Origin of the sequence: Paracidovorax avenae ATCC 19860 (assembly GCF_000176855.2) — a bacterium.
GTDB lineage: Bacteria > Pseudomonadota > Gammaproteobacteria > Burkholderiales > Burkholderiaceae_C > Paracidovorax > Paracidovorax avenae.
Genome location: NC_015138.1, coordinates 4,203,834 through 4,219,382, shown reverse-complemented (window position 1 = coordinate 4,219,382; position 15,549 = coordinate 4,203,834). Strand labels below are relative to the sequence as shown.

At 63.7% G+C, this 15,549-nt stretch carries 10 protein-coding genes and 1 pseudogene; 7 read left to right on the top strand and 4 right to left on the bottom strand.

Annotation, left to right across the window (positions count from 1 at the left end; genetic code table 11):
• Positions 1-75 precede the first annotated feature (75 nt).
• Positions 76-1,341, bottom strand: a complete 1,266-nt coding sequence (locus ACAV_RS24200; RefSeq protein ID WP_157768789.1) for an SIR2 family NAD-dependent protein deacylase — start codon at positions 1,339-1,341, stop codon at positions 76-78.
• Positions 1,342-1,825: 484 nt separating this feature from the next.
• On the opposite strand from ACAV_RS24200, the gene ACAV_RS18315 reads away from it, so the two are divergent.
• The 3 genes and pseudogenes from ACAV_RS18315 (at position 1,826) to ACAV_RS24195 (ending at position 6,936) form a co-directional block, all read left to right on the top strand.
• A complete protein-coding gene (locus ACAV_RS18315) occupies positions 1,826-5,488 on the top strand; it encodes a hypothetical protein (protein ID WP_157768788.1) in 3,663 nt (1,220 codons plus the stop codon).
• 86 nt (positions 5,489-5,574) lie between these two features.
• Positions 5,575-6,735, top strand: a pseudogene (locus ACAV_RS18310) (IS3 family transposase).
• Positions 6,736-6,744: 9 nt separating this feature from the next.
• Positions 6,745-6,936: an integrase core domain-containing protein gene (locus tag ACAV_RS24195; RefSeq protein WP_081463138.1), complete on the top strand. Its 192-nt coding sequence runs from the start codon at positions 6,745-6,747 to the stop codon at positions 6,934-6,936.
• A gap of 60 nt (positions 6,937-6,996) precedes the next feature.
• On the opposite strand, the gene ACAV_RS23860 is transcribed toward ACAV_RS24195, so the two are convergent.
• The 3 genes from ACAV_RS23860 to ACAV_RS18295 are packed head-to-tail and all read right to left on the bottom strand — an operon-like array spanning position 6,997 to position 11,753.
• Positions 6,997-10,035: a sensor domain-containing protein gene (locus ACAV_RS23860; protein ID WP_013596069.1), complete on the bottom strand. Its 3,039-nt coding sequence runs from the start codon at positions 10,033-10,035 to the stop codon at positions 6,997-6,999.
• 36 nt (positions 10,036-10,071) lie between these two features.
• Positions 10,072-10,518, bottom strand: coding sequence for a hypothetical protein (locus tag ACAV_RS18300; RefSeq protein ID WP_225981691.1), 447 nt, complete (start codon positions 10,516-10,518; stop codon positions 10,072-10,074).
• Positions 10,518-11,753 (bottom strand): hypothetical protein, encoded by a 1,236-nt coding sequence (locus ACAV_RS18295; RefSeq protein WP_013596067.1) that lies wholly within the window; start codon positions 11,751-11,753, stop codon positions 10,518-10,520. Before ACAV_RS18295 ends, ACAV_RS18300 begins: the two co-directional genes overlap by 1 nt.
• On the opposite strand from ACAV_RS18295, the gene ACAV_RS24930 reads away from it, so the two are divergent.
• From ACAV_RS24930 to ACAV_RS18280, 4 genes are all read left to right on the top strand, one after another.
• Positions 11,752-11,967 carry a hypothetical protein gene (locus ACAV_RS24930; protein ID WP_167539386.1) on the top strand — a complete coding sequence of 72 codons (216 nt, stop codon included), beginning with the start codon at positions 11,752-11,754 and terminating at the stop codon, positions 11,965-11,967. The two genes, ACAV_RS18295 and ACAV_RS24930, sit on opposite strands and share 2 nt — an antisense overlap.
• Before the next feature lie 284 nt (positions 11,968-12,251).
• Positions 12,252-13,397 carry a transporter substrate-binding domain-containing protein gene (locus tag ACAV_RS18290; protein ID WP_013596066.1) on the top strand — a complete coding sequence of 382 codons (1,146 nt, stop codon included), beginning with the start codon at positions 12,252-12,254 and terminating at the stop codon, positions 13,395-13,397.
• A 14-nt stretch (positions 13,398-13,411) separates the two neighbouring features.
• The gene (locus ACAV_RS18285; protein ID WP_013596065.1) at positions 13,412-14,011 is read left to right on the top strand and encodes an ANTAR domain-containing response regulator; all 600 of its coding nucleotides are present in this window, start codon (positions 13,412-13,414) and stop codon (positions 14,009-14,011) included.
• A gap of 270 nt (positions 14,012-14,281) precedes the next feature.
• Complete coding sequence (locus tag ACAV_RS18280; protein WP_013596064.1) at positions 14,282-15,529, top strand: transporter substrate-binding domain-containing protein; 1,248 nt, start codon at positions 14,282-14,284, stop codon at positions 15,527-15,529.
• The last annotated feature ends 20 nt before the right edge of the window (positions 15,530-15,549 follow it).

Below are 15,549 nucleotides of genomic sequence, written 5' to 3'. Positions count from 1 at the left end.
ACTCGGCCAGGGACACAGTTACGGTGGGACCCGAAACTGAAGTCACCAAGCCAAGGAAGGTAGGATCTTTGGCGCTCACAAGTTAGTCTCCCCCGCAGTCGCTAGAGCAACTGCGACGGCAGCGGGTGCGCCACCTCCCAGTGCTGCGACGGCGGCATCGGGTGTCATGGCTCGTGCACTCAAGTCGGTTGCTTGTGCAAGAGCGCAGAAGCGAGTGAGCAGCGCAAAGTCTCCCAGCAGGAACTCGCTCGGCCCCCCTTGCCATCGTGCACCCCAGAAGGTCGCACGGATATCTTCCCAGTTCTTTGGGGGGTCTCCGGGTCGCCATGTTCCTTTGACACCTCCGATCACTGCCCCGTCGGACGCATAAACCGACAGATTGGGACGTTCGTATGCCAATTTGCAGGCTGGCTCTTCAGACGCCAGATGCATATACTGAAAGGCCATCACCGAGGCGTTTGCATTCATGGCAAGTGCTTCGTCCAACACGGCGCAGATGTGTGCGTCACGGAACGAGAAGCCAGAGGTGAGCAAGATGCTGTCCGGGGTCAGAAGAAACTGGCGCAGCCGCTCGAACAGGGCCGAGTATGGTTGCTTCTGGGTCAGCTCATACTTCAGATGGTCGGGATAGACGAGTTGGGATGCAGCCCGCCCGCGGCCGCGAACAACGGAGTCGCCTTCTAGAGCCCAGCCTAAGGAGCCGTGCAGCTTCCACAGGCGAGACCACCTTGGTGGTAGATCGTCGCTGGCGACGCTAACGGGATCAAAGAAGGGCAGATGTCCTCCAGTGAAGCCATCGAAATACGAGGCACGGGATCGCTCGAAAGCCTCTTCGAACAATAAGTCGTAATTGGTCGTGAAGATTTCGACGGCATGCGCCCGAAGCGTTCCGCTGACCCAGGACACTAGCTCCGTGTATGCGTTCCGTTCCTTGGGCAGGGGGACACCCACCACCTCGCCAATCTTCTTGCACACCTCTGCACCGAGGGCCTTGTATCCTTCGGAGTCAAGTCCATGAACCTGAGCGGGCCCGAGCGCCTGCTGCAAGAGTCGAATGCGAGTGAGTATCGATTCAATGTTTGCGGTAGCACCAAGTTCTGCACGAATCGCCTCCGCGGCAGCCTTCTGCTGTCCGGCCAACGCTTCAATCGCCTGGCTGGTCAGTGCCTCCACACCCGGCATCAATGAGTGTCCGCCTTCTGATACCAGCGTTCCTGTGTCATTTATTCGGAGCGACATTGGTGCTCCAGCACCGACCAGCAGGCCAATGCGCTTCCGACCTTGGGACAGGATCTGTCGGAGGTCCGACATGAAGCGGTCAGGATTGTGGTAAGTGTGCAAGCGGACCCCTCTCTGAACTTCTAGTAGGCCCATTCTGCACGCGTTTTATTGGAGGGCACTATGCCTGCGCTCAATGAACCGCACAGTCTAAAAAGGCTGCGCGCGGCGCGACCGTCTGCTGGGCAATTCAATACCGGGCGTTCATCGAGCGGCGCACCACGGGCCGCAATCGCTGCAGAACCCATCTCCAACGTGGCGGCTTCAGTCTGATTACTGAAGTTCACCAGCGACTGCTTGGCGGCGTCTCAACACTAGAAGACGCGGTCAAGGGCCACGCACCGCGCCGCTATACATTCGGTGCATGTGGGGGTAGGTCATGGTGGTCGCCTCATCCTGTGGCTCAGGAGTTCCTACACGGATGTACTTAGCAGAGACTGTCACTGGTAATCTAACGACATGGGGCAGCTCGGTCGGAGTCACTGAAGCCGAAGCCCCTAGCCCTAACAAGAGTACAAGGCGACAGCACGAAGGGACCTGGGACCGAATGACCTCAAGCACTGAGACCGTCAGGCGTCTCGCGGCGATGACGGATGCCGCCGCGTTCGAACGCATCGCGGCTGCCGTTCTGCGGGAGAGCGATCCTTCCCTTTACCGGAGCATCTCCCATCCTGGAGTTCAGCCAGGCGGCAAGACCGTGAAGGCACCCTTCGACAACATCGGATGGTTGAATCAGCCGAATGGCCAGCCGCGGCTAGTCTGTGCAGCGCATACCACGGAACAGCATGACCTGACAGGAAAGTGGCTTCACAATCCATCAACCGTGAAGGTAAGGAAGCCTGGCGGAAAGCCGACGAAGTCAGCGGGTGACCTTGTCAAAGGCATCGAGGAAATCGAGGAGTTGCGCAAGGCCACGCCCGGCCTAGAAGTGACCTTTGCCCTCACGACCAACCTCGAGGTATCCCTTGAGCTGCTGGTCGCGGCCAAGACGATGGCGGGAGCTGCGAAGGTCGACCTGGACGTCTGGTCTGTCTCCCGAATCGCACACTTCCTCGACACTGACCCGAAGGGCCAGCTCATTCGAAGGTCTCAGCTTGGCGCACCGGTTGAACTTTTGTCACTTGAGCTTCTGCTGGATATGGGGCGGCGTAGCTTTCGAGATCATATCCCGCATGCATTGGTGGAGGATGCCATCCACCGCGACAACTTCGTTCTCGGCCGCGCCGACAGCCTTGTCGTCGGAGACTCCGGGATGGGGAAATCCACGGCGTGCGCAGCGGTCCTGAGTTCACGCATCGAGGGTGGATTGCCGGCAATCGTTGTTCCGGCGGAGTATCTCGACGCGGCGCCCACGTTTGAAGAGGCGCTCGACAGGGAGCTTCGTCGTCAGGAGCCTGGCCTCGAACCGGCTGCCGGCGCGAAGGCGGTGTCATTGTGCACGGTCGATGCGCCCATGTTTGTCCTGCTCGAAGACGTTAATCGCTCGCCGAGCCCAGGTCGGCTCTTAAACAAGATCCTCGCGTGGGTCACTGCGTCATCTGGCGCAGGCTCCGGCGGCCGAGGATGGCGCGTAGTCTGCCCGATCTGGCCTCGACATATCGATGCGATTGAAGACCAGAAATCGGCATTCAAAGTCGTGGAGGTCCTCCGGATCGACAGGTACAGCCAGTCGGAGGCCGTCCGAGCCATCATGACCCGCGCGACGGCGCTAGGCGTACCGATGGACGAAGGCGGTGCGGCAACCGTTGCTTCAAGGTTGGGATGCGATCCCCTTCTAATCGGTCTGCATGACCTCCAGTCCGAGGCTATGGCTACAGGCGTCATTCGGTCCTACGTCGATGAGCGCCTTCGTGTCGTGTCCATCGAGTCTCAGGTGACACCCACCGAAACCGTTGATGCCGTGCATCGCCTGCTGCGACACGGGCTGGAGCGGCGAAATCTGTCCCCCAATTGGGATGAGATCAGGACCTGGATCCAGGAAAAAGAGGTTATCCACACGCTGCGATGCGTCTTCCGCGAAGGGAGCGTCATCCGGCTGTCTTGCTCCGAGAAGGGTGAGGTGATCGCGTTCAGGCATGACCGTGTCATGCACGCGCTGGCGAGCGGGGCTGTGGCTGAAGTCCTAGGAGGCCAGCCGCCGGAGTATGTGGCTGATCCATTCTTCGCCGAGCTGGTCGCAGGAGCGGCGGTGCAGGTGAATCTACCTGAACAGGCATTGCTCACGCTGACCGTCGCCAGCCCGGTAGTGGCCGCTCATGCGTTGAAGCTCGCTTCGGAACAAGATAGTCCGTACGCCGACGTGGCCGCGCAAGCGCTCGAGGGCTGGCTGCTTCGACCCGAGACGGCAGATAAATTGCAGGCCAGTCGAAGGTACGCAGTGGCGTCTGTCCTCGCGGAGACCACTTCGCTCCACGTTTTGCGCTTGGCCGAGCAGTTTCCCCGAGATGATTCCCTTTGGTGGGACCCTCTGTGGGTTGCCGCGTTTCGAAACGGTGATCTCCGATCCGGGTTCGCGTTTCTTTCACGTTTCGACCTTGGCATGACCGTTGCCGGCAAGCACAGCTTGCTGTCCCTGGTCACTAGGACGTACGGCGATAGTCTGGTCGACGCCATCGGCGAGAACCTGCAGCGTCTTGACCTCGACCAGTTCCGGCACCACGGCGTAAGGACGGGTGCGTTGAGGCTTGCCGGATATGTTGGAGCCGCGAAGCTGGCACCAGCCATACGTGCGTGCTGGGAGCGGGACACTGAGAATGAACGGGACCTTCGGTCCTACCTGTTTGCGGCTGCACGTTGTTGCGGAGACGAGGCTGCGGCAACTCTCGACCCCATCCTTGACGCGTGGGAGACCATCCCCGACGACCCGGACTCAACCATAGGCCAGCCGATCAATCGTGTGGCGTCGGAGGGGGTGTCGTGGGAGTTCAGGCATTACCCACCCTATGACGCGGTGAGCCATTTCATTGCTAGAGCTACGACATCTGCGAGACTGGCCTGGCCTATCACCTACATGCTGCGAACGGTCGACCACCCCCAAGCCGTGGAGCACGTCGCGCGCTACGCGGCCTCCCGGGCCTCGGATATTTTTATTGACCACCTGCTGTCGGACTGGCAAGGGCGTTCGAGCAGCCCTGCCAGACAGATGTCTTCTGCCTCGAAGGATCGGCTTTTGAATATCGCCCTTGCCGAACATGAGGCCGAAAACGTCCGGAGGCAGGCGTTCTCGTTCTGGGATCGGTCCGCCGCACCTACCGACCTGCCGGCCTTGAGGAGCATCCCCGAGGGCAGTCTCCTCTTTGAACGGGCCCTTCGGGCCAGGGCTCGGCGGCGGGACTACTCGATCACGCCACATTTGCTGCTCAAGATCAAGGAAGATCCCGACCGCTGGATCAGCGCCGGACTTCATATCTGGTCGAGCCTGATGACCGAAGCACTTGAGTCCGCACTAGACCAACTGGCAGCGAAGCCGGATGGCGAAGGAGCAGACCTTGGCCACGAAGTCGCATCTGCGATGATCTTCGTCGATCCAGCACGACGTGTGGCGATGCTAAGCGCCAGGTGGGCAAGGTTAAAGACCATCCCCGAGATGGTTCAGGTGGCCCTTCTTACGGTCGGACCCGCGGCGGCTGCGTTGGTGCAGGAAGCCATCGCTGGAGCACCTAACCCTGGCACGCTGCTCAAGTACCTCGCTGTGACGGCGACCATGACCTCAAACGGACGGCGGCCCCTGGAGACTGTGGACCAGCTTCGCAACTTGGTCCCAGTCATGCAGCATCTGTCTGACGGGGACATCGTCATCCTCTCGGCCACGTGCGAGAAGAATGGCTGGGCCGACTTCAGGCGCCAACATCTCGAGCCACGCTTGGGAGCAATGCCCAATCGCTCTTCCTTCCTGACGGGTGATCCTGTTGATCTTTCCGCCTTGGATAAGACGCTTAAGCCTGAGCCCGGGGTGATAGTCAGTCTCCACCGCTGGCTTGAAAATTCGGTACGCCGAGGGATGGGGCGAGGCGCGTTGGTCAAAGAATTGATGCAGTGGCTGAGAACAAACCATCAGGAGCGCGCCATTCAGATCGTTGGCGGCATCATTAGTGCGGAGGGAACCCGCAACGAGCTGCTTTTGTTTGAGGAAACTGCCAAGCAGCTGCCAGATGCCTCAGCGCTCCTTGAAGCCGTCCGATTCGACGTTTTTCGGAGAAGCCTCGCATGAGACCTCATCTCCGTCCGTAGTGCCGGGCTGGGCTTCCCCCAGTTTCCCGGACACATCAAATGACATGATGTGGTGATGGGGCAAACATGCCAAGGACGAGAAGAGCGTTTACGGACGAGTTCAAGCGAGAGGCAGTGAATCTTGCCAAGCAGCCTGGGGCGATGGTCACATACATTGCGAGGGACTTCGGTATTGACCAGAGCGTGCTGCGGCGGTGGATCAGCCAGGAGCTAGGGGGTGTTATGGATATGCGGGCCAATAGACCTTTGCGCAGCGAATCGGCATCGGAGGTAGAGCGGCTGCAACGAGAGTTGCGCCGGGTCAGCACGGAGCGCGACATCCTAAAAAAACGCTCGGCTACTTTGCAAGGGTCCCGCAGTGAAGTATGCCTTCATCGCTCGCCATCGTGATGTGTGGCCGACGCGAGCCATGTGCCGGGCAATGAACGTGTCTGCCAGCGGGTTCTATGAGTGGTTCGGCAGGCCTGCCAGCGAGCGCAGCCAGACCGATGCGAGGCTCACGCGCAGCATTCGAGAGAGCTTCGAACTCAGCGATCGCACCTACGGCAGCCCGCGGGTATGGCACGACTTGAGGGCTGCCGAGAGACATGCGGCATCCATCGCGTGGCACGCCTGATGAGGCTGGCCGATCTGCAGGCCAGGCGAAAGCGCCGCCGGCTTCCCGGAGATGGCGCGAGCAGGCTGGAGAGCCACATCGCGCCCAGCCATCTGCAGCGTGAATTCGAGGCGCTGGAGCCCAACCGGAAATGGGTCGCCGACTTCACCTACATCTGGACGGCCGAGGGCTGGCTCTACGCCGCTGCCGTGATGGACTTGTATTCAAGGCGAATCGTTGGCTGGTCGATGAGCGATAGCATGCAGGCCAGGATGGTGAGCGATGCGTTGCTTATGGCCCTGTGGCGCCGTGGCAAGCCCGCTGCGCTGATGCATCACTCCGATCAAGGCAGCTAATACACCAGCGACGAGTTCCAGCGGTTGCTCAAGAGCCAGAACATCACCTGCAGCATGAGTCGGCGTGGTGAATGCTGGGACAACGCGGCAATGGAAAGCTTCTTCTCGATGCTGAAAACCGAGCGCTGCGCTCGAACGATCTACCGTACCAGGCAGCAGGCCAGAGCCGACGTGTTCGATTACATCGAGCGGTTCTACAACCCGCTCAGGAAGCACTCAAAATTGAACTATCTCAGCCCGGTTCAATTCGAGGAACGACAGTGCTTGAAGGGCTAGGCAAAGCGTCTGGGAAACTGGGGGAAGCCCAAAGGCGCGTTCCTGCTGCACAGACCTGCCGACCTGGCGCAGGCCCGGCGCATGGTGAGCCAGTCAGTTCCCATCTACAACAACCAACGGCCTCATCTGTCGTTGAAAATGCAAACGCCCGATGCTGTGCACCGGGCGTCTCTGGTCGGCCAATGCCGGTCTGTTCAGTGATCCAGGTGTCAACCTAGATCAGGACGGGTCACCGCTGCGCGACTTCGGGCCAGCCGATGGCTACCCTGCAAGCTGTGGCGCGGCAATCAGCGGGACGGCTGCCTCCGGCGGCCTCCCCGCCATCTTCCGGGCCCGCACGCTCTCCAGGAACGTTTCCTCCGGCATCGGCCGGCCATGCAGCCAGCCCTGCTGGGACGGGCAGCGGTTGGCCTGCAGGAAGTCGGATTGCTCCTGCGTCTCGACGCCTTCGGCCACCACGTGCAGCCCGAGGTGGGAGCCCATCGACAGGATCGAGCAGACGATGCCGACGCTGGCCGTGTCGCCGGGCAGGCCGTTGATGAAGCTGCGGTCGATCTTGATCTCGTAGAGCGGCAGCTGCCGCAGGTAGGCGAGGCTCGAGAAGCCCGTGCCGAAATCGTCGATCGAGAACCGCACTCCCAGTTCGACCAGTTCCGCGAGGCGTTCCGCCGCATGGTTCACATCGGTGATCAGCAGGCCTTCCGTGATCTCCAGGATCAGTCCGGACGCGCAGGCACCGGTCGCCGCCAATGCGTGGCGGACCTCATCGACGAAGCCCGGATGCTTGAACTGCGCCGGACTGATGTTGATGGCCAGGGTCAGCGAGGGATCTTCCCGGTGGAGGTCGGCGAGGATCCTGCAGCCGGTCTTCAGCACCCAGGTGCCCAGCTCGATGATGAGGCCGGAGGCCTCCGCCAGGGCGATGAACTGGTCCGGCGGCACCATGCCGCGCTCGGGATGCCGCCACCGCAGCAGCGCCTCGCCCCCCGTCAGCTGGTTGCGGGCATCGTGCTGGGGCTGGATCTGCAGGAACAGTTGCTCCGAGCCGATGGCCGCATGCAGATCCTGCTCCAGCGCCAGGCGTTCGTGGAAGCCCGCCAGCATGTTCTCCTCGAAGAAAACGGGATGGTTGCCGCCCTGCGTCTTGGACCGGCGCAGGGCGAGTTGCGCTTCGCGCAGGGCGTCGAGGCCGCTGGCCGTATGGGCATGGATCAGGCTGATGCCCGCGCTCGCGCGGATGCTCAGGGAGCCCTGGCCCGCGTTGAACGGCGCGGCCAGGCTGTGGAGCAGCTTGGCGGCGACACCTTCCACCAGGTGGCGGACGTCGTGGTCGATGCGGCCTTCCGTGCGCAGCAACACGACGAATTCGTCGCTTCCGGTGCGTGCCAGCGTGTCTCCACGCCGCAGGACGCGTTTCAGCCGCCGTGCGGTTTCGCAGAGCACTTCGTCGCCGACCTGGGTGCCATGGGCCACGTTGAGCAGCTTGAACTGGTCGATGTCCAGGCAGATGACGCCCGTCGGTCCCTCGCCGCCTGCCATCGGGCCCCGCTCCGATGCCAATTGCTCGAGCAGGTGCCGGCGATCCACCAGGCCGGTCAGGGCATCCCGCTGCTGTGGTGCCACGGCGGCCGGAAGGCCGGCCTCTTTCCGGGATGCTGCGGCGTCTTCGTCCTGGCTGGTGATGCCGGTTTCGGCGATGGCGATCCCGCCTTTGCCTGCCTGCTTGACGGCATACATCGCCGCATCGGCGGCATGGATCAGCGTCTTGACGCTGGTGGCGTGTGCCGGGTAGCTGGCCACGCCGACGCTCGCGCCGACCCGGGCCGATTCCCCGTTGGGCAGCACGAACGGCGCCTTGAAGCTGTCGATCAGCTGCTGCGCCAGGTCCGACACGCTGGGGTGGAGTGCGTCCACGCCCGCGATGATCACCACGAGTTCGTCGCCTCCCAGCCGGCCGATGACGTCGCAGTTGCGCTGGAAGAGCATGCGCAGCCGCTGGGCGGCCTCGACCAGCACCGCGTCCCCGGCGGCGTGCCCCCAGCGGTCGTTGACGGACTTGAACCCGTCGAGATCGATGAACATCAGCGTGACGTCGCCCGGGTCATGGCCCGGGTGGATGGCATGGATGTGCTGTCCGAGCAGGGCTTCGATGTAGGAGCGGCTCTTGAGCCCCGTCAGCGCATCGTGCTCCGCGCGGTAGCGCGCGGCGCTCTCCTGGTTCTTGCGCCGGGTGATGTCGTAGAGCACGCCCTCGACGTACTGCTCCGGGGCACCGGCGCTTTCCATGCACGACACCATGCAGTGGACCCATACCTTCGTGCCGTCCGGGCGGATCAGTTCGAGGTCTTCGGCTTCCGGCTCCAGGGAGGTGCGGGCGCGTTCGATCAGCTGCAGCAACTGGGCCGAGCGGACGAAGAAGGTCGGGATGAAGTCCCCGGCATGGGCGTTGATCTCCTGGCCGGCCTGCAGGTGGAGCAACCGCTCGAACGCCGGGTTGGCGTGCAGCAGCTGCCCCGCCGGCGAGAGGATGAAAATGCCCGCGCTGGTCGAGTCGAAGATGCCCCGGTAGCGTGCCTCCAGCGCGGAGATTTCCTCGCGCATGCCGCGTTCTCGCTCGAGTGCGTCCTGCTGCAGTTCCAGCAGGCGGTTGACCGCGGTGGTGACGATGCCCACTTCATCGACGGCATGGCGCGGGTTGATCGATATGCGGCGCGCCGTGCCGGGCATGATCATGGCCAGCTCCGCCGCCAGCCGGTGCATGGGCTGGGACAGCATGCGCCGGGCCAGCATGCTGAATACGCCGAGCACGCCGGCCAGCAGCACGGTGATCGCCACGACCAGCTGGGCCGCCTGCCAGCCTGCCTCGGCGTTCATCCGCTGGTAGTTCAGCCAGACCTGCAGATCGCCGATGTGCCCTTCGAGCCTGAAGGGCGACACCAGGGGCGACTGGAAGGTGGGCTTCGCCGGGGCATTTCCGTCGGTGGCATCCAGGCCGGCATCCGGGTTGGCCTTCGCCGCCATCGTGACGCCGGCGGCATCGCGGACGCCCACGCGGGCGACCGCAGGGTGGTGGGCCAGGCCGTCCAGCAGTTCCTTGAGCAAGACCTCGTCCCGCGCATACACCCCGACCGCCACCGTCTGCTGCACGGCCGCGGCGATGGCGCGCGCGGAGGCTTCGGAGTTTTCCAGGTAGTGCGACTTGGCGCTGAGGTACAGGACGATGGCCACGAGGATCGCCATCACGCCCGCGACGCTCACGACCGCCCACTGGAAGCGGCGATGGAGGCTTTTACTGCGCATGGGGAGCGGGGCGGTGGTGGGAAGGCACGTGCAGCATCACGGAAGGTGCATCACCACCCGCACCGAGCTGTCCTGCGGGGGACGGGTGATGTAGCCGATGGCCGAGGGATCATTGCGCAGGCGCTGCAGCATGGCCGTGTCGTCCTCGGCGGTCTGCGGCGGCCGCACCTGGCCGGTGAAATGCAGGCGGGCCCAGTAGCTGTTGATGCGGGCGATGTCCATGCCGGTCAGCAGTTGGTAGAACTCGGCGCGCGCCGGACCGTCGCGTTTCTGGTCGAGCGGGGTGGCAGCGCTGCCGTCGGGGAAGGCGCGGGTCCTGCCGGTATAGATGGCCACCAGCTCGTTCTGGTTCACGGACTGCAGCGGACTCTGCGCGGACACCACCACGTAGATGGGGGCGGAAGCCACGGTGAAATGCAGCGCATGGACCGCCAGCGCGATGGCGGCCAGCATGCGCGGGAGGTTCGGGAGTGCGCGTGGCATCACTGGCCCCATACGAAATCGACCAGCAGGGAGACCAGGGTGCCTTTGGCGGCCTGCCCGTCGTGGTTGCGCCAGCCTGCCGCGCCGTTCTGCCGGACGTGGAACCGGTCGACCTGGAACTTGAGCGCGGCATTCGATGCGAAATCCCATCGAAGACCCACGCCGAACGTGCTCTGGTCGAAGCGGAACTGGTTGGCCGCGTAGGTGGCGTAACCTGCCAGCATCTGGGCCTGCCGGGCCGCCGCGGGGCCCGCCACGGGCGCCAGCGAAGAGGCCACGTCGGGAGTGGCCAGGGCCGCCTCCTGCGGCTTCACCCGGCTGGCGAGGGCGTAATAGGTAACCGTGTCCCTGCGCCAGGCGGCGCTGGCGTAGGCCCGGTAGGCATCCAGCGTGCTCCCGGGAATGTTCAGCCGGCTGCCTTCCGCCACGAAGGTCCAGGGGCCACTGTCATATTGGGCTGCGAGCGCCAGGTAGCTGGTTGCGCCGCCGGCCCAGAGCCTGTCGCCGAGCGGTGTGACCGCTTGCCGCACTCCGGGCAGGGGGGACTGCCGGAGGCTGTCGATGCCCTGGCGCAGCGCCTCGTATTCCGGGCCCTGGTCCAGGTCCACCCGGGCGTGCATGTAGCTGAGTTTCAGCAGCAGCCCGCCCGCTTCCCGCGACAGCCCGAGCGCCAGGATGCCATCCGCTTTCGCCGGCCGGTGGGACCGGCCGCCGTCGGTGGTATTGGTACTTATCGTGCCGGTGGTGGCACGCAGGCGCCACGACGAACCGCCCGTATCCCATCGCTGCTCCACGTCCAGGCCATCGATGGCCACGACCGGCGCGAAGGCATAGAAATCGGCGGGCGGGCGCGCCCAGGTGAATGCATAGCCGACATTGCGGCTGTCGGAATACAGGAACACGTCCGGGCTGACCCGGCCCATGCGGAGGCGGGTATTCGCCCAAGGCCGGTAGCCGACATAGGCCTGTTCGATCGCTTCGCCGGAGAACGCACCCTTGGCCCTGGGCAACAGGACGCCCTGCGCGGCGGCCTCCCAGCCGCTGCTGTGGCTCCAGTCGATTTGCGCGCCGAGCCTGGAATCCGTCGTGGCGCTGAAGTCTGCCGCAGCGCCTTTCTGCGCGGTGCTGCGGATCAGACCCCAATGCGGGGCACCGCTTTTGTGGACCACGCCCACGGTGCCGAAGCCGCTGAGGGAGATATTGTTTTCCGTGGCCTCCTGGGCCTGGAGGGGCATGCCCTGGCCCAGGGTGAGCGCCAGTGTGGCAAAGGAGATTCTGCGTACAGAACGTGCTCCGGGACGCGGCGCTGTCTTCGGCCGCTCCGCCGGAGGGAAAGTGGTTGTTCTGGTGATCAAGATGGTCTGCGAGCCAGGAAATCCTGAATCTCCCGAAAATGGGGTGAATAATCGTATTTATGATTATTCTTTTATTTTCAGCAGAAAAGAATGAATCAACTGCAAACAAATTGTACTTCTTGATGCATTTTTGCCACTGAAAAAGATATTTTTGCGATTTCTATTTGTTGTTTTTTGGAAAATATGTCATCGGACTTCCCGAGGTTGCGTAGGACGCCGGACGTCTGACTGGCCGCAGGGAGTTCATCCGGCGGCGCCATGCTGGTAGAGTGCATGCAATGCGCCGGCCTTCCATCCGGCGCACCCGAACAATGGAGCAGTGAAGCTCCCACCGATCTTCCAGGTCGGTGGGAGCTTTTTTTTTGGAGGGCAGGGCGTATGCCAAAAGGACAATCGGCCCACTGGCGGGTGGGGGTGCTTTTCTCCACCACGGGCGTCACCGCCGCGGTCGAGCGGACGCAGCGGGCGGCCACGCTGCTGGCGATCGACCAGATCAATGCGGCGGGCGGGGTGCTGGGGCGCAGCATCGAGCCCATCGTCCACGACCCGGGCTCGCAGCCGCGGCGCTACCGCGAGCTGGCCGAGCGCCTGTGCGACGTGGACGGCGTGACCGTGATCTTCGGCGGGTACATGTCCAGCACCCGCAAGGCGATGCTGCCGGTGGTGGAGGCGCACCGCGCGCTGCTGTTCTACCCGACGCTCTACGAAGGCTTCGAGTACTCGCCGCACTGCGTCTATACCGGCGCCGCGCCCAACCAGAACTCGGTACAGCTGGTGCGGTACCTCGCGCGCCACTATGGCAAGCGGGTGTTCCTGGTGGGTTCCGACTATGTCTATCCCTATGAGTCCAACCGCATCATCGCGGACCTCTTCAGGCAGTCGGGCGGCAAGGTGCTCGACGAGATGTACGTTCCGCTGCGGGTGGCGGACATCGACATGGGGAAGGTGCTGCGGCGCATCCAGGCCGCCCGGCCCGACGTGGTCTATTCCACCGTAGTGGGCGACGGCATCGCCCGCTTCTACGAGGCCTACCGGGATGCCGGCTTCGACACGCGCATCCACCCTATCGCCAGCCAGTCGACCCAGGAGGCCGAGGTGGCGCAGATGGCGCCCGGCGTGGCCGAGGGCTGCATCACCGCGGCGCCGTACTTCTCGACCCTGCAGTCGGAGGCCAACCTGCGCTTCGTGGAGGCCTACCGCGCGCGCTACGGGGCAGACATGCCGATCACGGCATGCACGGAGGCGGCGTACTTCCAGGTGTACCTGTATGCGCAGTCGCTGGCCCGTTCGGGCGGCGACCGCATGAACCAGCTGCTGCCCCACCTGCACCAGCACGCATTCGACGCACCGCAGGGCGCGGTCCGCATCGATGGCGACAACCACCATACCTACCTCTGGCCGCGCGTGGCGCGCGTCGATGCCCAAGGACTGTTCCAGGTGGTGGACGACCCCGGCTTGCAGGTCAAGCCCGACCCCTACATGATTGACAACCGGCTCGATCCGCTTGAGCGGAGACTGGCCTGACAGCAGGAGGCAGGATGTCTGTTGCCAAGTTGCGCGAACTGCTCGAGCTGAAGGTGGTGGTCGTGCATCCGCCCGACGAGGAAGGCGCGGCCCTGATCGGCCACATGCGGCGCATCGGCTGCCTGGTCAGTTCGGTCTGGCCGATGCCCACCGCCCCTGCCAACAACACCGACGTGCTGTTCCTGCTGATCGACGGCGAGGAGCGGGCGGCCACGACGGCATTCCTCAAGGCCCTGCCGCAGCCGCGGCCGACGGTGATCGCCATCGTCAACTACGAGGATCCCGGCACGCTGCAGATGGTGCTGGAAAGCGGGGCCCTGGCGGTGGTGCAGAAGCCGATCAAGCCGCTGGGCCTGCTGGCCACGCTGGTGACCGCGCGCAGCCTCTGGACCGAGCGCCAGGCGCTGGCCAAGGAAAACCGCAAGCTGCGCCGCAAGATCCTGAGCGACCAGACCATCAGCCGCGCCAAGACCATCCTGATGGTGACCCGGCAACTGGATGAAGCGGCGGCCTACCAGACGATCCGGGAGCAGGCCATGGCCAAGCGGGTGCCGATGGACGACATCGCGAATTCGATCATCCACATGGAATCTCTATTGAAATCTTCCGCATGAGCCGATATAAATACGGCACCGCATCGCAATTTGAGTTGACGGTGTGGTGACTGCGGCATCCCCTGTTCACAGGCCATGACGCGGTTGGTCCGGCAAGCGGTCAACGCTTGCCAGGCCCAGGCAATGAAGCCTCCCGGAGCGGTCATCCCGCGCCTGGAGGTTTTTTTTTGCCTGCGCCCGACAGTGCTGTCGGCTGGTTCTGCTTCGTCCCGGTTCATCAATCCGGCGGTGCGCTCCATGCCTGCGCCGCCCTGTCAACAAGGATCCGCCATGCCGAACACGACACGCCGTCGTCTCCTCGCTTCTTCCGCCGCCACCGCGGCCGCCCTCGCGACACCTGCGTGGATGCGCTCCGCCCACGCTGCCGAGACCATCAAGGTCGGTGCCCTGTATTCCCAGACCGGAGGCCTCTCCATCGTGGAGAAGATGCTGGCCAATGGCGTGCTGATGGCCGTGGCCGAGATCAACGCCGCGGGCGGCGTGATGGGCCGCCAGGTCGAGGTGGTGGTGGAAGACGGCGCTTCCGACCCGAAGATCTTCAACGAGAAGGCGTCCAAGCTGGTGGTGCGCGACCGCATATCGACGGTGTTCGGCTGCCACACCTCCGCCAGCCGCAAGGCGGTGCTGCCGGTGTTCGAGCGCCGCAATGCGATGCTGTTCTACCAGACGCACTACGAAGGTTTCGAGTGCTCCAAGAACGTGGTGTACAGCGGTGCCGTGGCCAACCAGCAGCTGGGCAACTACATCCCGTGGATGGTCAACAAGCTGGGCAAGAAGAAGATCTTCATCGTCGGCTCCAACTACGTCTATCCCCGCGAGATGGCCAAGGTCAGCAAGAAGCTGATCGAGCAGGCGGGCGCGCAGTGGGTGGGCGACGAGTACCTGGAGCTCGGCCACTCCGAGTGGGCCAGCATGGTGCGCAAGATCAAGGAGTCGGGGGCCGACGCCGTGCTGTCCAACGTGGTGGGCGACTCGATCATCGCCTTCTACCGCGAATACAAGAACCAGGGCATGTCGCAGGCCGCCGTGCCGATCTGCGCCACCGTGACCGGCGAGATCGAGATCGCCGCGATGGGCGCCGAATACGCCGCCGGCAGCTATACGTCGGTGCCGTATTTCATGTCGATCGACACGCCGGCCAACAAGTCCTTCGTGGAGCGCTACCGCAAGTTCGTCAACGACCCGAAGGCCGTCACCTACCACTCGCTGGAGGCAGCGTACTTCCAGGTGTTCCTGTGGAAGCAGGCGGTGGAGGCCGGCAAGTCCGCGACGGCCGACGCGATCCGCGCGCACATCGGCGGCCAGTCGTACGACGCGCCGGGCGGCAAGGTGCTGATCGATCCGGAGAGCCTGCATGCCTGGGTCACGCCGCGCATCGGCCAGTGGCAGGCCGACGGGCAGAGCAAGGTGGTGGATGCCGCGCCGAAGCCCGTGCGGCCGCTGCCGTACTTCGCCTATGGCGAGACCGACACGAACCTGATGTGCACCACCAAGGGTGCGGTGAACGTCAAGTCCTGAGCTCCCGGGCGCCATGCGGC